Origin of the sequence: Paenibacillus sp. Soil766 (genome assembly GCF_001428105.1) — a bacterium.
GTDB lineage: Bacteria > Bacillota > Bacilli > Paenibacillales > NBRC-103111 > Paenibacillus_E.
In genome coordinates this window covers 270,637-289,124 of record NZ_LMSJ01000012.1, presented here as the reverse complement: position 1 = coordinate 289,124, position 18,488 = coordinate 270,637, and the positions used below count along the sequence as shown (strand labels likewise).

15 protein-coding genes are annotated in these 18,488 nt (G+C 45.4%); 6 read left to right on the top strand and 9 right to left on the bottom strand.

From position 1 onward, the window contains the following. Positions 1-24: 24 nt before the first annotated feature. Positions 25-2,094 (bottom strand): bifunctional rhamnulose-1-phosphate aldolase/short-chain dehydrogenase, encoded by a 2,070-nt coding sequence (locus ASG89_RS10585; protein ID WP_057310544.1) that lies wholly within the window; start codon positions 2,092-2,094, stop codon positions 25-27. Between the two features lie 680 nt (positions 2,095-2,774). Next, entirely contained in the window at positions 2,775-3,401 is a 627-nt protein-coding gene (locus ASG89_RS10580; protein ID WP_063867811.1) for a DUF1273 domain-containing protein, read from the bottom strand. 241 nt (positions 3,402-3,642) lie between these two features. Between ASG89_RS10580 and ASG89_RS10575 the strand changes: the two genes are divergently transcribed. Beyond that, positions 3,643-4,017 carry a YmaF family protein gene (locus ASG89_RS10575; protein ID WP_057310543.1) on the top strand — a complete coding sequence of 125 codons (375 nt, stop codon included), beginning with the start codon at positions 3,643-3,645 and terminating at the stop codon, positions 4,015-4,017. 95 nt (positions 4,018-4,112) lie between these two features. On the opposite strand, the gene ASG89_RS10570 is transcribed toward ASG89_RS10575, so the two are convergent. Beyond that, positions 4,113-5,135, bottom strand: a complete 1,023-nt coding sequence (locus ASG89_RS10570) for a dienelactone hydrolase family protein (RefSeq protein WP_057310542.1) — start codon at positions 5,133-5,135, stop codon at positions 4,113-4,115. 22 nt (positions 5,136-5,157) lie between these two features. Further along, the gene (locus ASG89_RS10565) at positions 5,158-6,444 is read right to left on the bottom strand and encodes a Gfo/Idh/MocA family oxidoreductase (RefSeq protein ID WP_057310541.1); all 1,287 of its coding nucleotides are present in this window, start codon (positions 6,442-6,444) and stop codon (positions 5,158-5,160) included. 152 nt (positions 6,445-6,596) lie between these two features. Here ASG89_RS10565 and ASG89_RS10560 point away from each other — a divergent pair, with 152 nt between their 5' ends. Further along, positions 6,597-7,421 carry a helix-turn-helix domain-containing protein gene (locus tag ASG89_RS10560; protein WP_057310540.1) on the top strand — a complete coding sequence of 275 codons (825 nt, stop codon included), beginning with the start codon at positions 6,597-6,599 and terminating at the stop codon, positions 7,419-7,421. On the opposite strand, the gene ASG89_RS38625 is transcribed toward ASG89_RS10560, so the two are convergent. The 3 genes from ASG89_RS38625 to ASG89_RS10550 all read right to left on the bottom strand — a co-directional run bounded on the left by ASG89_RS38625 (position 7,360) and on the right by ASG89_RS10550 (position 10,626). Further along, entirely contained in the window at positions 7,360-7,629 is a 270-nt protein-coding gene (locus ASG89_RS38625; RefSeq protein WP_082592963.1) for a helix-turn-helix domain-containing protein, read from the bottom strand. The two genes, ASG89_RS10560 and ASG89_RS38625, sit on opposite strands and share 62 nt — an antisense overlap. Before the next feature lie 528 nt (positions 7,630-8,157). Next, on the bottom strand, positions 8,158-9,558 hold the full coding sequence (gene uxaC, locus ASG89_RS10555; RefSeq protein ID WP_057310539.1) for a glucuronate isomerase: 1,401 nt from the start codon (positions 9,556-9,558) through the stop codon (positions 8,158-8,160). A gap of 135 nt (positions 9,559-9,693) precedes the next feature. Then, complete coding sequence (locus ASG89_RS10550) at positions 9,694-10,626, bottom strand: VanW family protein (RefSeq protein WP_057310538.1); 933 nt, start codon at positions 10,624-10,626, stop codon at positions 9,694-9,696. Between the two features lie 170 nt (positions 10,627-10,796). On the opposite strand from ASG89_RS10550, the gene ASG89_RS10545 reads away from it, so the two are divergent. Next, complete coding sequence (locus ASG89_RS10545; RefSeq protein WP_057310537.1) at positions 10,797-12,029, top strand: aminopeptidase; 1,233 nt, start codon at positions 10,797-10,799, stop codon at positions 12,027-12,029. A gap of 64 nt (positions 12,030-12,093) precedes the next feature. Here the strand turns inward: ASG89_RS10545 and ASG89_RS10540 are convergent, their stop codons facing one another. After that, positions 12,094-13,374: a hemolysin family protein gene (locus tag ASG89_RS10540; protein WP_057310536.1), complete on the bottom strand. Its 1,281-nt coding sequence runs from the start codon at positions 13,372-13,374 to the stop codon at positions 12,094-12,096. 230 nt (positions 13,375-13,604) lie between these two features. Here ASG89_RS10540 and rocF point away from each other — a divergent pair, with 230 nt between their 5' ends. Both rocF and ASG89_RS10530 read left to right on the top strand, forming a co-directional pair. Continuing rightward, positions 13,605-14,519 carry an arginase gene (gene rocF / locus ASG89_RS10535; RefSeq protein WP_057310535.1) on the top strand — a complete coding sequence of 305 codons (915 nt, stop codon included), beginning with the start codon at positions 13,605-13,607 and terminating at the stop codon, positions 14,517-14,519. Positions 14,520-14,552: 33 nt separating this feature from the next. Further along, positions 14,553-14,915, top strand: a complete 363-nt coding sequence (locus ASG89_RS10530; RefSeq protein ID WP_268795612.1) for a glyoxalase superfamily protein — start codon at positions 14,553-14,555, stop codon at positions 14,913-14,915. 56 nt (positions 14,916-14,971) lie between these two features. On the opposite strand, the gene ASG89_RS10525 is transcribed toward ASG89_RS10530, so the two are convergent. After that, entirely contained in the window at positions 14,972-16,390 is a 1,419-nt protein-coding gene (locus tag ASG89_RS10525) for an aspartate ammonia-lyase (RefSeq protein WP_082592961.1), read from the bottom strand. 258 nt (positions 16,391-16,648) lie between these two features. Between ASG89_RS10525 and ASG89_RS10520 the strand changes: the two genes are divergently transcribed. Beyond that, complete coding sequence (locus ASG89_RS10520; RefSeq protein WP_321166489.1) at positions 16,649-17,869, top strand: ornithine--oxo-acid transaminase; 1,221 nt, start codon at positions 16,649-16,651, stop codon at positions 17,867-17,869. The last annotated feature ends 619 nt before the right edge of the window (positions 17,870-18,488 follow it).

Genomic DNA, 18,488 nt, shown 5'->3' with positions numbered 1-18,488 from the left:
TTTTATGGCCTCCTAGTAGATGTATTAACGTGTGAAGGCAGCAGGTACGCCACCATCAACTGTGATCATGCAACCCGTTGTTTTAGCTGCTTTGGATGAAGCGAAGTACACAATAGCTTCTGCAACGTCTTTAGGGAAAATGTTAACGAGCAATGTTGTTCTTTTGCGGTAGTGCTCTTCCAACTGATCCGGTTCAATACCGTAAGCAGCAGCCCGCTCATTGCGCCAGCCGGAGTTCCAAATTGCGGAACCTTGAAGGATCGCATCTGGCAATACGGAGTTCACACGAATACCGAATTCGCCGCCTTCTGCTGCGATACAACGCGCTAAGTGAATCTCAGCTGCTTTAGCTGTGGAGTATGCGGAAGCATTTTTCCCAGCAAATACGGAGTTCTTGGAGCCAACGAATACCATGCTGCCGCCGATTGTTTGCTTTTTCATAATTTTAAACGCTTCTCTCGCTACAAGGAAATACCCTGTGCTCAGCACGTTCATGTTCAAGTTCCACTCTTTCAGCGATGTTTCGTCAAAAGGACTGGAAGTCGCAAGACCTGCATTATTCACGATAATGTCGATACCGCCGTAGCTAAGGATGGACTCACGGAATGCTGCTTCTACTTCTTCTTCCTTCGTTACGTCCATACGAACAGCAATTGCTCTGTTTTCGCCATATTGTTCGTTCAGTTCAGTCGCAAGTTTCTGTGCACCTTCAAGGTTAAGATCAGCCAGCACAACGTGTGCGCCATCTTTCAAGAATTGACGAGCTGTTACGCTTCCGATTCCGCCTGCGCCGCCTGTGATGAAAGCTACTTGACGGGAGAATTCAGCTTCAGCTGGAGCTAGTGTTAATTTATAAAGCTCAAGCGGCCAGTACTCTACGTTGAAAGATTCGTTTTCGCTTAGGGATACGAACGTTCCAAGAGCCGTAGCGCCTCTCATAACGGAGATTGCGCGGTGGTAAAGCGCTCCGCTAATTTGTGCCATAGCCCAGCTTTTGCCTGTGTTGATCATCCCGATTCCTGGAATAAGGATAACACGCGGAGCTGCTTCGTTGATAACGTCGCCATCATTTTTATTACGGTCAAAATAAGCTTTGTACTCTTCTTTGTAAGCTTCAATACCGGCTTTCAAAGCTTCTGTTAAGCTTGCTGCGTCGCCAGTTGCCGGATTCCAGTCGATATATAAAGGCTTCATTTTCGTATGAACCAGGTGATCCGGGCAAGCTGCTCCAACTTGGGAAAGGACTGCTGCATCACGGCTGTTTACAAATTGAAGCACATCGTCTGCACTGTCAATGGTGAGGATCATTTTCTTCTCGTTGCTTACTGCACCGCGAACGACTGGCAGAACTTGAGCCAATAGTTCCTTGCGTGCTTCAGCGCTAAGTGTTTCGTATTTGGAACCGCCATATAGGTTCGCTTCGTTCACACGAGCTTCAATGAAACTTGCTGCTTCATTAATGATAGCAATGGTTTTGAGGTAGCTTTCTTCGGATGTTTCGCCCCAAGTGACTAGACCATGTTTCTCCATAAGAACAAGCTCAGCTTTTGGATTGTTGCGAACGCCATCTGCGATCATTTTGGAAAGTGTAAAACCAGGACGTACATAAGGTACCCATACGAAACGATCGCCATAAATTTCTTTCGCAAGCTCACGACCATTGTGTGCGCAGCAAAGCGAGATAATCGCATCTGGATGTGTGTGGTCAACGTTTTTGAATGGTAAGAACGCATGTAAAAGCGTCTCGATGGAAGCACGCGGATGCTTGCTGTCGATCATACAGTTTGCAAGGTAAGCAACCATGTCTTCGTCGGACATTTCGTCGCGCTCGATCAATGGACGAATATCTTCCATGCGAAGACCTGTGAAATTCTTTGCTTTCATCGTTCCAAGGTCAGAACCGCTTCCTTTGACCCACATCACTTCAACATCGCGACCACGGAAATCCTTCTCGATCGTTTTGTAAGAGGTGTTGCCGCCGCCCCAGTTACATACAGCGCGATCTGTGCCTAACAAGTTAGAACGATAAACAATTTCCTCTACGCCTTTCGACACTGCATTCGCTTTTGAAGCTTCCCATAAATTCGCAACCATTTAAGTACCCTCCTAAGGTTTACATCCCATGTTTGTATGTTTGTTTTTGATGGTTTTATCTTATCATATCTTTGTTTGTTTTTGAAACATTATTTTTATGTTTGTTTTTGGAGGGGGTAAACACAGATATATATGTGTTTTGTGTAAAAAGAGTCGGATTTGGCTAGTCCATATGTGACAAATGGGGCAAAACGGGAGATTTAGAGGAACGCGACTGTGTGTTAATCTGCGTATGTGTTGGATTACTTCTGTATTTCACAACATCGCTCCAGCTGAGCACAAACTGCAAAAACTACAGCTAATTCTCGGGAAATCACCCCTTTCTGGTTTTCCATTTAATTTAATATTCTCACCTAATCTGCTGAATTTAACTGAATATTTTCCATTTATTTGGGAGGATAGATGATGGAGGAGTCTTCGGTGAACATTGAGTAGCTATGGTGCAAGGAGGCAAGTTTGATGGTTGTTGAGTAGCTATGGTGCATGGGGGAATTTTGATGGTTGTTGATTAGCTATGAACCTACAGCTATTTTCAGCTGCAAATGCTGATTCAGATAAAACTCCTAATATTACCTACATATTTTTCATTTAATTCAATCTTTCTATTTAAAAGGATGAATTTAGCTGTAAGTTTTCCATTTATTCATGAGAATGAATGCCGGCCGCGGGAGTCAGCCTCCCTAAATGTCATCATCAAAATGCCACTTATCTCCACCGCTGACCGAATCCCCAGACATGTCATCCTGCATGTCGCCGCCGTAATCCCCGTGCTCATCCTCGGCCACATTTTGCAAATCAAAAGCATTGATCATTATGATCGGATAGGTATGATGCTCGGCAATTTGAGCTGCCTGCAATTTCATAAACTTCGGTGAACCCTCTGTCTCTTCATCATAGACCATCAGAATGCCGTCAGAGTTTCTCAGAAGGAACTTGTCCCTCTCTTTGAACTGCCACGGTCCTTCGTATTTGGTCTTCGTAATACTGTTCACGTAATTGGCACGCTGCATGACGCTTGCGTAGCACCCTTTTTTATCGTCGCTCCACTTCTCTTCTTGCTCCAGAAATGGTGTAATCACTGCAAGCTTCAACTCAGGATGGGTATGTTCTCTCAGCTCTAGCACTGCCTCTGCCGCCCACAGTTCTACCCCCCATTGCCCACTTACAACAACCCATTCGAGCCCGTCATCTATTAAGGCGATGATCCGCTTTTGAATCGCTTTTTTGATAATCGGAATGCCAGGATGCTTCAATGAGAAAATGCCAAGTTCATTCGCTTTGTATCCTGTTATTAGCACGCGTTTCAACGAGCTCACCTCCTAGTTCCCTCCTCAAAGGTTAGCATAATTGCATTTAATTAGAAAGAAGCTCTTATTCCTATGAAGGTACAGACCCACAAATAAGACTGCCGGAAATTAATGCAGAATCTACTTCAATCTACCTTTCAAAATTTTAAAAATATTCATACTCACTAGCCTCTCGACCAAGCCAGTTCACTATGTATGGCATACCTTAATATCATCTCTGCTCGAAAGGATGATTAGAACAATGGCAAGAATCAAACAAGGATCTGGCGGGCCTGTACAGTTCAGACATCGCATGGAGGGCTTAACGTCACGTGTACAGAATCATCGGCATTCCTTCGGTAATTTAAGTGATATTGTAATCCCAGAGGATGGCAGACACCGTCACACCTTCCAAGGCATTACAACAACAGCTGACGGACATCGTCATTCCTATTCGGGTCGTACTGGCCTCAACATCGGTGTAGGAGTGAATCATTTTCATCGTTTTCAAATCTCAACAAACATTGCAGATGGACATCGCCACATCATTTCCGGTAGAACAACAGGTGTCATTCGTCTTGGAGTCGTGGTTGGACATAAATTGATCATTGAAAGCATTGTTCGCCAGAAAGTGTAGGAAGTTCTTAATCGAGACTTTTGATATGCAAAAAGACTACTGAAAGATTTCAGTAGTCTTTTTATTCTTTTATTCGCGTCCATATAAGCTTCCGCTTACCCTTTTAAAACCTCAACCAACCATGGATACGCTTGGCTGCCATCCACCTCATGAATACCATCATAGAGATGCACGCCTAGTTGCCCTGCCGCTCCCGCCAGTGCATACTCACGTTCCAAGTAAGAAACGGCTGTTTCCACACCATCAACAGGAAAAATCGGATCCTGTCTGCCTGATGCGATGAATAACGGGCGCGGAGCAAGCAAACCAATTAGTTCTGGCAGTTCCGCGAAATCGAGCGCGCCAGGCAGATAGTTATCGATGCAATGCCGCACGCCCATGATGCTGCGCTTGAATGTATTGGTGAAAGCGCACAGGACCGAGGCCTGAATGCGTTCATCTAATACTGCTGTGTAAGCGGCAAGTAAACCACCGCCCGAAAATCCAAAACAACCGATTCGACTCGCATCTACCTCTTCTCGTGACACGAGGTAATCTAATACTCGTATCGCTTCATGCACACGAACACCAGCTATAGAGATCCCATATAGCAGAAGATGTGAGGCAAGCGTCTGACAAGACGAGTTCCCCACTTGTCCATCCTTCTGGTCAACTTCCAATCGCCGATCACCGAAGCCAAGAATTTCAGGGACAACAACGACGAAGCCGCACCTCACCAACTCTAGTGCGTAGTTGCCATGAATATCCCATTTCCCCGTATGCTCGGTCCCATCAGCATTCAAGCCAACGATTTGCCTACTCCCGTAACCATGGCCATGCAGAGCAAGAACGGCAGCTCGTTTATGAGAATCACCTTTTGGCAATAGCACATACACGGGAACCCGAAAGCCCCAAAACGTCCCGATTTCAATACGCTCTCGAATATGATCCTCAAGCTCGACACGATCAAGAAGGACAGGACGAAGTTCGTCCTGTCCTTCCATGGTCAAGGCTAAGGAGTCAGTCAAGCGTTTTTTCATATGAGCTCTCGCCTGTTCAGCACTTTCCGAACGACGCTGCTCGCGTTTCAATTCGAAAGCGCGATAAAGCTTTTCCATACTCGCGTCAGGACTCCACATCTAGCTCAACCTCCGTCGCAGGTTAAAATTTCACAAGCTTATCTACAGCAACTGGTTGCCCTGTACGCAATGAAATATTGCCAGCAATACCAGTAAGAATGGACATCGCTCCATCTACATGAGATGCCGCGCGGTTGAAACGATCGTCGGATGGCTTGTCGAAAATATCCTTCAACAGAACAGGATCGCCACCACCATGACCGCCAACGCCTTCTTCGATTTCAACTTCATAAGGTGCCGCAAACATCGGGAAAACCGTAATCGTTTTCGCTTTCAACGCACCCTCATCCGCTTTATCGCCACCAGAATTCACATAAGATTTCTCAACAACTTTCATTTCAATACGGCCTTTGCTGCCGTTAATGTTCACATTGAAGCCTTCCCACGGCAAGTACGCATTCAAGGAGTACGTCAGAATCGCTTTGTTTTTGTAGCGAACCATCACGCCCATCGTATCTTCAATGGAGATCCCGTCGCCAAAAACGCTTTGATCTCGTTGATAACCATCCTCATGCTCGGCGTCCAAATATAAACCTTTCAGACTCGGTTTTTTATCCAAATGCAAGGCAAACGGGTCATCTTTAGCATTCGCATTCCCAGTTGCACGTTGATAAAACTTTGTTTCCCCACGCTTCTCTGCATTCTCTTTTCCATAGAACATCAGATCACCCATTGCGAAAACCGTCTCTGGTTGCGTTTCTAACCAGAAGTTAACGAGATCGAAATGGTGGGTTGACTTATGAACAAGCAAGCCGCCGCCATTACGTTTATCACGGTGCCATCTGCGGAAATAGTCTGCACCATGCTCCGTATTAAGCAACCATTCAAAATGTACTGAATGGACATCGCCAATCGTTCCATCCATAATTAACTCACGAATTTTCGTATTGTGCGGCGCGTAACGGTAGTTAAAGGTCACGCGAAGCTGACGTCCTGTACGTTTAATTGCATCAAGAATCTCTTGGCATTTCTCTTCATCAACCGTCATCGGTTTCTCTGAAATAACATCACAACCGAGCTCCATCGCTTTGATAATATACGTATGATGTGTACGGTCTACCGTAGTAACAATGATCACATCCGGCTTTTCTTGGCGAATCATTTCCTCAAATTGGTCAGCTTTATACGTAGGAACAGCATGATACTCATACTTCTTAGCAAGCCTGTCATTCGTATAATTCATGCGTGTTTGATTAATATCACAAATCGCAACAAGTTCCGATGTATCTAGAAAATCCTTCACCATGGAGCCATAGAAGAATTCAGCTCGTCCTCCTGTACCTACAATCGCATAACGTGTTTTCATCAGTTATTGCCCCTCTCGATTAAAAAGAATTTCATCTCTTATTGCTAGATTAATACAATATTTGTTGTGTTTCTAATCAAATATTACCCCATTCCTTTATTTCCTTGCATATATTGCTGTAAAATAGAGAGGCCAAACTTATCTAAGGGGTGTCTATGTTGTTTCATTACGAAATTGAAAGAATCCGCAGAGAGCAATCCTACACAATGTTAGTGAATCATTTCCATGACCACTATGAAATTTATTATTTACTCAGTGGGAAGCGCAATTATTTCATTCAAGACCGCGTCTATGCGATGCAAGAGGGTGACCTTGTATTTATAGATAAACATACACTCCACAAAACACTTGATGCCAATGATCGTCCTCACGAGCGCATCTTAATCAATTTCGAGGAACGCTGGCTCGCAATGAAAGAGGATGAGAACTATACGATAGCGCTCGCTCCATTTCGTCTAAAGCAATATATCGTCTCTCTTTCCGGCGCGAATCGCACGCTCGTTGAGAATTTACTCTTCAGCTTATTGCGGGAAAAGCAGCAAGAGCAGCTCGGTTGGGAGCTGAATAGCAAAGCCTTACTTACACAACTGCTGATATTCTGCTCGAGACTTATGGATCAGCCCGGAGTGCTGGATGAGCATCCACAGGCTTATAATCCGAAGATTTTCGAGATCGTCACCTATATTAATGAGCACTTCAACGAGCGACTGACACTTGCGCTAATCTCTGAAAAGTTCCATATTAGCCCGAGTTATTTCTGCCGCTCATTCAAGGATACGATTGGCTTCTCGTTCGTCGAGTATTTGAATAACCTGCGCATCCGGGAAGCTCAACGTTTATTAAGGGAAACGAAGCTCAAAGTAATCCACATTGCTGAACAAGCCGGCTTTGACAGCGTCGCTCACTTTGGGCGTGTATTCAAGCAGGTGACGTCACAGACTCCGCTCCAATGCCGGAAGATGATGCATCTGGGGCTCTGATCCATTTACGATAATCGGTCGGCGTCATCAGTTTGAGCGCTTTGAACGTATTAATAAAATAACTTGGACTCTCGAAGCCAACCTCACTCGCAACATCTATGATTTTGATCCTCGGATCCTCCAGACACTTCATCGCTTTCTCGACTCTATAGAAGTTGAGATATTCGACAAGTGTCTTTTTGACGAATGATTTTAAAAAAAACGGCAGAAATGCCCCTCACTCATCGCAATCAACACTGTGAGCTCTGAAATCAGAATCCGCTCATGATAATGATCATGTATGTATTTTGGCGTAGTGGGGGCATGTGTGCGTGGAACCAGCGGACCGTTTCTTGAAGCAACGATTCATTTAACTGGAAAATGTACAGCTATTTCGAAGATATTTCCCCGATTTTACGATTTAGATGGAAAACATACAGCTAAATTGACGAGATCGGATCATATTAGTATTTCCCACTAAATTAACTACATAAAATCCATCTAATCCACATTTTCGCGAAATAACTGTGAAAATAACTGTATAAAATCCATTTATTCACGCAACACGTCACTACTAATCTCGCCGAACTAAGTCTCCATACATCCTCACACGACACTTCACTACTTTCTCGCCAAAATAAGTCTCCACTCCACTACTTTCTCGCCAATCTTAGTCTCCCCACCATCTGCCCACCGCTAACCTTCCACAAATTAAAAAACCTTCGTGCAAGCTCACGCTCACACAAAGGTTCGTCATTTAGAAACTGAAATATTGCTTGGCATTGTTGTAGGAAATACCTTGAACCAACTGTTTCAACAGCTGCTCGTCGTTCGGGAACTCGCCTGCTTCAACCCACTCACCGATCATGTTGCAAAGAATGCGACGGAAGTAGTCATGACGTGTGTAGGACAAGAAGCTGCGGGAATCCGTTAGCATCCCAACGAAACGTCCAAGTAAACCAAAGTTTCCTAGGGATTTCATTTGGGAGATCATGCCATCACGCGTATCATTGAACCACCATGCGGCGCCCAATTGGATTTTGCCAGCGATGCCATCGCCTTGGAAGCTGCCCATCAAGGAGGCAAGAATCTCGTTATCCCGTGCATTCAAGGAGTAGAGAATGGTACGCGGCAAGGAATCCGCTACTGCAAGTGCGGACAATAGTCCCGTTAACGCACCAGCAACTGGGCTATCACCAATGGAGTCGAATCCTGTATCTGGACCTAGCATAGCGAACGCTTGTCCATTGTTGTTACGGGACGCATTGATATGATATTGCATGGCCCAATCCAATTTCTTGTAGATACCGCCAAGGAAGATGAGCGTGAATGCTTTGTACTTCTTCTCGTCTTCCAGACTTACTGGTTGACCCGCAAGACCAGCCGCGAAGATCGCGTCAACTTCTTCTTTGGTCGCTGCCGCAAAAGGTACATAATCCAACGCATGGTCAGACACTTTACAGCCGACAGAGTCAAAGAAGACAGCGCGGCTTTCTAGACCAGCCAATAAATCATCATAGGTGCGGATTGGCGTGCCTACCGCTTTTTCAAGTTGCGCAATCCACGGAAGGAACGTAGCGCGATTGATTTCGAGGGCCTTATCCGGACGGTAGGAAGGCAATACTTGCGTATCGAATCCTTCAATTTCTTTAATTAGGATGTGGTATTCCAAGGAATCCACAGGATCGTCAGTCGTACAAATGACGGTTACTTTTGAGTTTGTGATCAGGTCTCTAGCGCGGGATCCACCCTCAGCCAATTTCGCATTCACTTTTTCCCAAATAGCTGGAGCATTCTGCTCATTGATGATATCGTACACACCGAAATAGGTTTGAAGCTCCATATGGGACCAGTGGTACAACGGATTACCAATCGCCATTGGAAGTGTGGAAGCCCATGCTACAAAGCGATCATAATCACTAGCTTCACCCGTAATTTTGGACTCGTCGATACCGTTGGCACGCATCATCCGCCATTTGTAGTGGTCACCATATAACCAAGCTTCGGTTATGTTGTTAAATTGTTTATTTTCATAAATTTCCTTAGGACTTAAGTGGCAGTGATAGTCAATAATCGGTAGTTCTTTGGCATATTCATGAAAAAGATGTACAGCAGTTTCATTGTTAAGCAAGAAATTTTCGTCTAAAAACGTTTTCATAAAGGAATTTCCACCCTTCTCAAGCTGAATGATCTGCCATCTATATTAGCAAAAAATCAGCTCAGAAATCTTGCGATTTCGTGCTTTTATTTCATAAAATATGCATATCTTGACCTCGAGAAGGGCTCCTAGCGGTTAAGGGAGCGAATTTTTCACATTTGAATTCGTTTCAATTTCTTCAGGTATCGCTTCTGTTGCACCAGGAACATGACGAGATTTGACATTAATCCCATCCGACGAAGAAATGCTGATATGGACAGAACCAGGCAATACATGCGCGCGAATTAATACAGGCTGATTATAATCATTTCTAAAACTAAAATCAGGCCCGCCCCAATTCACGGTAGCATCTCTTCCATGGGGCACATATGGCACGGATCGGCTATGGGAATACCTCTCAATAATCGTGAGACCTGCTCGATCAACCGCATTAAATAGCGTTGAGGATATTTGGCAAATACCGCCGCCGATTCCCTCGGAGAATTCCCCTCTTACAATCACCTTTGCGGACATATACCCCCTGCTCGGTGTTCGAACGCCAACAACGCGATTGAAAGAAAACGTTTCATTCGGCTGCACGACATAATTGTTGATTGCCTGGGTGGCTAATTTAAGATTCGTTACACGGTGATTATTTCGGGTATTAAAATAGGTAACATAATAGCCAATTGGACGTACTCGAATGCTGGCAAGCAGTTCACTATCTACTTTGGGATATAGGGTTTGCAGCGGTAACGCCACATTCAAGGGTCCTTCTGAATAAAATTGTCCATAGAACTCATTGAGAAATGCGCTTCGATTCAACCGAACGCCTGCAATCTCTTTCACAATGCCCCCGCTGTCACTAATTGTAGCGTTTATCGGCTTGCGGTATATCGATTTGTCAATTTGCTCGGCAAGCCGATTTAATTTCTGTGTATCAACCAACGGAACATCCAAGAGATGGGTCGTACAAGATTCTCGCTTAATCTGAGCCATCTTCTCCCCATTCGGGTTATCCGATAGTTGAAAAGGCAATTCTTTGGGCTGGGCAAGCAACAACAGGCCCAATAGCCATTCATAGCGCATGAACGCAATTCACCTCCTGCCCCTAGTGTAAACAAATGTCAAAATTCCATGCAATGACTACTCAGATACATTTTAAATAAGGATTTTCATCAGACTGTAAAATTTATTTGACAGTCAATGAACAGAGCGATAAACTTCAAACAAGACGGAGTAAAAGGAGGATTTTTCTAATGACGTTTGAACACAATCTTGAGAAATATGCGGAGCTGACTGTTCGAGTAGCCCTCAACATTCAAGGGGGTCAATCGCTTTGGATTAATGCGCCAATTGGGCACCCCGAATTCGTAAGACTTATCACTTGTAAAGCGTACGAAGCCGGCGCTAAACATGTACATATTGAATGGCAGGATGAAGTCTGTACCCAAATCCGCTATACACACGCGCCTGATGAATCATTCAATGAGTACCCAGCTTGGCGTGCACAAGCACTAACCGAGTTAGCTGAAAGTAATGGCGCATACTTATGGATCGATGCGGACAACCCTGAGCTGCTGAAAGATGTGGATCCTGCTAGAATCTCAGCGAATGCGAAAGCGGCAGGTCCCCTGCTCGTCAAATGGCGTGAATACATGTCCTCTTACAAAATGACATGGTCCATCATTGCTGTTCCTTCCCTAGCCTGGGCACAGAAAGTATTCCCTGATCTAGAAGATCAGGCTGCAGTTACTGCCCTATGGGATGCGATTTTTGAAGCTACCCGCGTAGATCAAGAAAATCCTGTACAAACGTGGCAGGATCACAACGCGACTCTCCGCAGCAAAAGGGAACAATTGAATGAAATGCAATTCCATAAAATTCATTACCGCGCACCAGGAACCGAACTTACTGTGGAGCTTCCACCACAGCACATTTGGCGTGGGGGTTCGGCAACGAACGAAACGGGCGACTTCGATTTCAACCCGAATATCCCGACGGAGGAAGTTTTCATTTCCCCGAACCGCTTGGGAACGCATGGGACGGTCCGAAGTACAAAGCCGCTGAGCTATCAAGGCAGCTTGATCGATAACTTCTCGATCACCTTCGAGCAAGGCCGTGTCACGAAGTATTCAGCAGATCAAGGCTTTGAATCCCTGCAAGCCATGATCGAAATGGATGAAGGCGCACATTTCCTAGGTGAAATCGCCCTTGTACCGCATGTGTCACCGATTTCGAACACGAACTTAATCTTTTTCAATACGCTATATGATGAAAATGCTTCAAACCATCTGGCCCTTGGCCGCGCCTTCCCGACTTGTATCGAAGGCGGCACACAGATGACCAAAGAAGAACAGCTGCAAGCAGGACTGAATGACAGCCTCATTCACGTCGACTTCATGATCGGTTCCGCCGAGATGGATATTGACGGTGAACTCGCAGATGGCACCATCGTGCCGATCTTCCGCCAAGGAAACTGGGCATTTTAATAGAAAAGAGGGTCCCTTGAGCCATTGAAGTGGCGGGGGAACCCTCTTTTTGCGTATTGGTGACCTAATTTTTAAGAAGCTCAATTTTGCGAATTCGATTCGTGTCTCTTTCACGTACAATGAACGTCCAATCCTGATACTGCCATTGTTCACCAATCTTCAATTCTGACTGCTTACTGTATAGCCAGCCACCGATCGAATCCACGTTCTCGTCTATAATGTCAAGTCCCAATCTAGCATTTAACTCAATGATCAAGGCATTGCCATCGACAACGTAGTGTCCTTCCGCTAGCTTGTCAATTTCTTTCAGTTCATCTTTATCAAATTCATCACGAATCTCCCCGACAATTTCCTCGAGAATATCTTCAATTGTAATCAATCCGGAGGTTCCGCCATACTCATCCATCAGTAAAGCGATATGTACATTTTCACGCTGCATCTTTTTGAGCAGGGACTTCACAGGCATTCCTTCAGGAATCGTCATGATCGGTTGAAGCAAACCTTTGAAATTAAAATCTGGATTCGAGATGTAACTTAAGAAGAATTGCTTCGTATTCACGAATCCAATGATATGATCTTTACTCTCTTTGGCTACGGGAAAACGCGTGTATTGTTCTTTAATTATTATGTTCATGTTCTCTTCAAGTGGTTTATCCGCATAGAGACAAATCATATCCGTACGTGGGACCATAATTTCACGCGCCAACAATTCATCGAAGGAGAAGATGCGATTCACATATCCATACTCGGTCTTATTGATTTTTCCACTCTCAAGACTGTCTGATAAAATAATGCGTATTTCCTCTTCGGAATGCGCTTCTTCATGCTCGCTTGCTGGTTTGACGCCAAATAATCTTACAAGCTGTGTGGCTGAACCATTTAAAATCCAGATGAAGGGGTACATAATTTTATAGAAAAAGATAATGAACGGAGCTGTTAGAATAGAAATCGCTTCAGCTTTCTGGATGGCTAACGTTTTGGGCGCTAGTTCACCAAGAACTACATGGATATAGGTAATGGATAAAAAAGCGATACCAAACGATAAAATGTGCGAGAGTGTTTCCCCTACACCAATTCCTTCGAACAAGGGACCGAGGAGCTTCTCGACCGTAGGTTCACCTAACCAACCAAGACCTAGAGCAGTAATTGTAATGCCGAGTTGACACGCGGATAAGTAGCCATCCAGATTGGAGGTAACGGTTTGAACAGCTAGTGCATTTTTCTTGCCTTCTGCAACCATTTGATCTACGCGGCTTGGACGAATCCGAATAACTGCAAATTCTGTCGCGACAAAAAAAGCGGTAAGAACAATCAGTACTGCGATTAAAACCAAATTGATTAACATGGTAACCTACTTTCAGCGTTTAGTTTATCTCTCTAAGTTTAACTTTCTTGGTCGAACTAATCAATTTCTGCGAATCGTACACAGATACTAAAAGGGATTTACCCAAGAACAAAGAAAATATAACTTCATATCCTATAGAAGGATGGTTACACGCAGATTGGGAATGTTAGTCAAAGGAGTGCAACCGGAGGATTTATTGTCACAATCATCCATCAGAAGGAGTTGATCCGATGAGTATCCCACCAAAAATCGCTGCAATCAGTGTCAACTTTGATCTGGGGGCAGGTCGCCGAGGTGCAAGTCATGGACCTAAAGCTATATTTGAAGCAGGATTACTTCCCGCCTTACAGCAAATGGGCTATAGTGTTGATCATGTTTCAGATTTGCACCTGAATGAGAAGCTAACTCCCTTAGATGCACAAGTGAATACCACAAATTTAAAACATTTCGCAGAAGTAATTGATATAAATACGCAATTAGCCAAGCAAGTTTCTGATGTCGCGAACCAAAATTATTTCCCACTCGTTATCGGTGGCGACCATAGTATTGCCATCGGTACAATCGCAGGCTTAGCTAGTCATTACAAGCAGTTAGGGATCATATGGATTGATGCACATTCGGACTTAAATTCACCAGAAACAAGTCCTTCCGGAAACATACATGGGATGTCGCTCGCCGTCAGCTTGGGCATTGGGCATCCCCTATTGACCCAGATCAGCGGAATTTCCCCCAAAGTGAAGCCTGAGAATATCGTGCTCATCGGGGCTCGCTCGTTGGATGAAGGTGAGAAGAAGCTGATTCGCTCGCTGGGCATCAAATGTTATACGATGTACGATATTGACCGCAAGGGAATGGCCTATGTGATGCAAGAAGCCATCGATTATATTAAAATAAGAACAGATGGCGTTCATCTTAGCTATGATGTCGATTCTGTGGATCCCATAGAGGCACCTGGGACAGGGACAACCGTCAAAGGTGGTCTTCAGTTCCGAGAAGCACATCTGGCAGTGGAAATGCTGCATGAAGCCGGCATTGTGACGTCTGCTGAATTCGTTGAGGTCAATCCGCTTCTCGATGAAAGTAACAAAACTTCCGAATTAGCAGTAAGCCTTATCAGTTCTTTCTTCGGTGATCAAATTTTATAATCGACTGCATAGGAGGGGAATCTTATTCCGAGCATCAAAGGGGCAACACCTATTTTCCGAATGTTTGATGAAACGAAAGCCAAGGAATTTTATCTTGATTATCTAGGGTTTACCTTGGCTTGGGAACACCGATTTGAACCTGATATGCCCCTTTACATGGAAGTTACCCTGGATGCACTCTCGATTCATTTATCGGAACATCACGGTGACTGCACCCCTGGAGCCGCGATTCGCGTTGAACTGGGAGATATCGAAGCTTTTCACAGCCAATTGGCAGCGCGTAAATCGAAATACTCTCGTCCTGGTATCCACGAGACACCTTGGGACACTCAAGAAGTCACAGTGACTGATCCTTTTGGTAATAGAATTATCTTTTTCGAAAGACTGGCACAGTGACGCACCAAATACCCCCGATCTCATCGATTGAGATGGGGGTATTGTTAGTTGCTAACTTAATCTGCGGGGCGCAGCAGTCTGTCGCCAGCTATACCTGGCGTAGTCATCTGAATCGGATTCAAGATTTCTTCAATCTCTTCCGTTGTGAGAAGTCCTCTTTCTAATATAAGTTCCTTCAAGGTAAGACCCGTGCGCACCGCCTCTTTCACTAGCTGCGCGGCAACTTCGTAGCCCAGATGTGGATTTAATGCGGTAACGATACCGAAGCTTTGTTCCACGTAATTTTTACACCGTTCGCGATCGGCTTCCAATCCTTCAATTGCGAAGCGTTCGAATACGCTGGCTGCATTTCGCAATATTTTTAGAGATTGCAAAAGATTAAAAGCTAAGACCGGCCCCATGACATTCAGCTCGAATTGGCCCGCTTCACAAGCCAAACAAATTGTATGATCATTTCCGATGACCTGGAATGCCACTTGATTCACTACCTCTGGCATGACTGGATTGACTTTGCCCGGCATAATCGAAGAACCCGGCTGTCTAGGCGGCAACTTCAGTTCACCTAGCCCTGCGCGAGGTCCAGAAGCCATCATCCGAATATCATTGCATATTTTGGAGAGGTTCACTGCACATACTTTCAGCGATGCAGATAGCTCGGTGTAAGCATCCATATTCTGTGTGCCATCGACTAGATGCTCCGAGATTTCAACTGGAATACCAATTGCCGTTTTCAAATGGAACATAACGCGCTCCACATATTCTGGCTTGGCATTGAGCCCTGTACCAACGGCCGTTGCTCCCATATTAACGATTAGAAGCCCTCGCATCGCTTGCTTGATACGATTAATATCACGCATCAAAACACGGGCATAAGCGCCAAATTCTTGGCCCATACGGATCGGTACGGCATCTTGGAGGTGTGTTCTCCCCATTTTGATCACATCATCGAATTCGATTTCTTTCCGTGCGAAAGCACCTTGTAAGGAAGTTAAAGCTTCTATTAATTGCTCCGACAAGCGATAAGCAGCTATTTTGATCGCGGTTGGAATCACATCATTCGTCGATTGGGACATATTCACATGATTATTCGGATTACAGTGGAAGTAACTTCCTTTTTCCTCACCTAGTAGCTCTAAGCTCCGATTGGCCAGCACTTCGTTCATATTCATATTGATGGAGGTACCTGCTCCGCCTTGAATGGAATCGACAATAAATTCCTCTACGAGGCTTCCTTTGCTCACTTCTTCTGCAGCTTTAACTAATGCTTCTCCAATTTTCTTAGGCAGCATATGGGTATCCATATTCGCCTGTGCCGCTGCACGCTTAACTTCCGCCAATGCCGTGATGAGCTCAACATGAATGGTAACACCTGTGATCGGGAAATTTTCGATTGCTCTCATCGTTTGAATGCCATAATAGGCATGAGATGGGACCTGTTTTTCTCCTAAAAAGTCTTTCTCGATGCGAAAAGTCATTCGACTACCATCCTTTGTCACTTCATATTTCATTCCTAAAGCTTCGATTGAACCTGAACAACCTGAAAGATCAGAACAGAACGGAACATCAGAACAGAACGGAACAGCAATAAGTCCATTATCATGGTTATTTTTTGCTTAATAATGAGAGATATGCACAGAAAGCTAAGATTGCTAATCCTCGCCTATTTTTCAATTATATACTCAAGAAGTCATCGTACGCTAATAATAGAATACAATGAAGTACAACCTTGAATTATGTTACGGGGAGGAAAACTTATGCCAACACAAAGCTCGAAGATTATTGAGCAAACTGAGAAATATGGTGCACGTAATTACAACCCGCTGCCGCTGGTGATCTCCAAAGCCGAAGGTGTTTGGGTTGAGAACCCCGAAGGTCAGCGATTTATGGACATGCTGAGTGCATATTCAGCTCTGAATCAGGGGCATCGTCACCCACATATATTGAACGCATTAGTTGAACAAGCTGGCAAAGTTACTTTGACCTCAAGAGCCTTTCATAGCGAGATCCTTGGACAGTTCTATGAGAAATTGGCACTATATACAGGAAAACCCATGATATTACCTATGAATACCGGCGCAGAAGCGGTTGAAACAGCGATTAAGGCAGTTCGCCGATGGGGGTATGATGTCAAGGGGATACCTGCTGATCAGGCTGAGATCATTGTGTGCGAAGGCAACTTCCATGGTCGTACCGTGACAATTACCTCCTTCTCCTCGTCTCCGGAATACAAACGTGGCTTCGGGCCTTTCACGCCGGGCTTCCGGATGATTCCATACGGAGATGTTGAAGCGTTACGTGAAGCGATTGGGCCGAACACGGCTGGGTTTATCGTAGAGCCCATTCAGGGCGAAGCTGGCATTGTGATCCCGCAGGAAGGGTTTCTGCGGGAAAGCTATGAGCTCTGCAAGGCGAATCAGGTGTTGTTCGTCGCGGACGAAATCCAGACGGGATTCGGCCGCACGGGCCGTCGCTTTGCCAGCGACTGGGAAGGCGTCACGCCGAACCTGTATGTACTTGGCAAAGCACTTGGCGGCGGTGTTTTTCCGATCTCGGCCGTGGCCGGAGATCGTGAGGTCCTTGAGGTGTTCGAGCCGGGGTCACACGGCTCGACGTTCGGAGGCAACCCGCTCGGCTGCGCCGTCGGGATTGCTGCACTTGAGGTGTTGGAGCAGGAACAGCTCTCAGAGCGTTCCGATGCGCTTGGGGCTTATTTCCTGAAGCGGCTTCAGGGAATCGAGAATCCGCTGATCAAGGAGATTCGCGGCCGCGGTTTATTCATCGGGATCGATTTGATGGTCCCGGCCCGCCCATTCTGCGAAGCATTGAAGGATAAAGGCCTGCTTTGCAAGGAAACACACGAGCATATCATTCGTTTAGCGCCCCCCCTTATCATCACGAAGGATGAGCTGGACTGGGCCTGGCAGCAGCTGCACGAAGTGTTGCGAGTGGAGTGATTTGGGCGGTGCTGGTGGTGCGGGCTAGTCGATTATTTCGACTAGCTCGGGCGCAGCACTGCCATTGGGCCTCAGATAGTCGATTATTTCGACTAGCTCGGGTGCAGCACGGCATTTTTGGCATGAGATAGTCGATTATTTCGACTATCTCGGGCGCAGCACTGCCTTTGGGCCTCAGATAGTCGATTATTTCGACTAGCTCGGGCGCAGCACTGCCTTTGGGCCTCAGATAGTCGATTATTTCGACTAACTCGGGCGCAGCACGGCCTTTTGGGCCTCAGATAGTCGATTATTTCGACTAGCTCGGGCGCAGCACGGCATTTTGGGCCTCAGATAGTCGAATATTTCGACTATCTCGGGCGCAGCACGGCATTTTGGGCCTCAGATAGTCGATTATTTCGACTAGCTCGGGCTTGGCATGGCCTTTTGTGCCTCAGATAGTCGATTATTTCGACTAGCTCGGGCGTAACTTGGCTTATGGAAGCCCCTAAGTCGATTTTTTCGACTTACACTTATTGAAGTTGGTAAAGAGTAGCTTATTTGAGTAAGTGCCACTGGGGTAAGAGTAGCTTGATGGAATAGATACCACAGGCGTAGGTAAAGAGTAGCTTGTTAAAGT

Excerpts from the sequence above, each read along its gene's own strand:
- ASG89_RS10585 (WP_057310544.1), bottom strand. The coding sequence starts at position 2,094 with ATGGTTGCGAATTTATGGGAAGCTTCAAAAGCGAATGCAGTGTCGAAA.
- ASG89_RS10575 (WP_057310543.1), top strand. The coding sequence starts at position 3,643 with ATGGCAAGAATCAAACAAGGATCTGGCGGGCCTGTACAGTTCAGACAT.
- ASG89_RS10570 (WP_057310542.1), bottom strand. The coding sequence starts at position 5,135 with ATGTGGAGTCCTGACGCGAGTATGGAAAAGCTTTATCGCGCTTTCGAA.
- ASG89_RS10560 (WP_057310540.1), top strand. The coding sequence starts at position 6,597 with ATGTTGTTTCATTACGAAATTGAAAGAATCCGCAGAGAGCAATCCTAC.
- uxaC (WP_057310539.1), bottom strand. The coding sequence starts at position 9,558 with ATGAAAACGTTTTTAGACGAAAATTTCTTGCTTAACAATGAAACTGCT.
- ASG89_RS10550 (WP_057310538.1), bottom strand. The coding sequence starts at position 10,626 with ATGCGCTATGAATGGCTATTGGGCCTGTTGTTGCTTGCCCAGCCCAAA.
- ASG89_RS10545 (WP_057310537.1), top strand. The coding sequence starts at position 10,797 with ATGACGTTTGAACACAATCTTGAGAAATATGCGGAGCTGACTGTTCGA.
- ASG89_RS10540 (WP_057310536.1), bottom strand. The coding sequence starts at position 13,374 with ATGTTAATCAATTTGGTTTTAATCGCAGTACTGATTGTTCTTACCGCT.
- rocF (WP_057310535.1), top strand. The coding sequence starts at position 13,605 with ATGAGTATCCCACCAAAAATCGCTGCAATCAGTGTCAACTTTGATCTG.
- ASG89_RS10525 (WP_082592961.1), bottom strand. The coding sequence starts at position 16,390 with ATGACTTTTCGCATCGAGAAAGACTTTTTAGGAGAAAAACAGGTCCCA.
- ASG89_RS10520 (WP_321166489.1), top strand. The coding sequence starts at position 16,649 with ATGTTACGGGGAGGAAAACTTATGCCAACACAAAGCTCGAAGATTATT.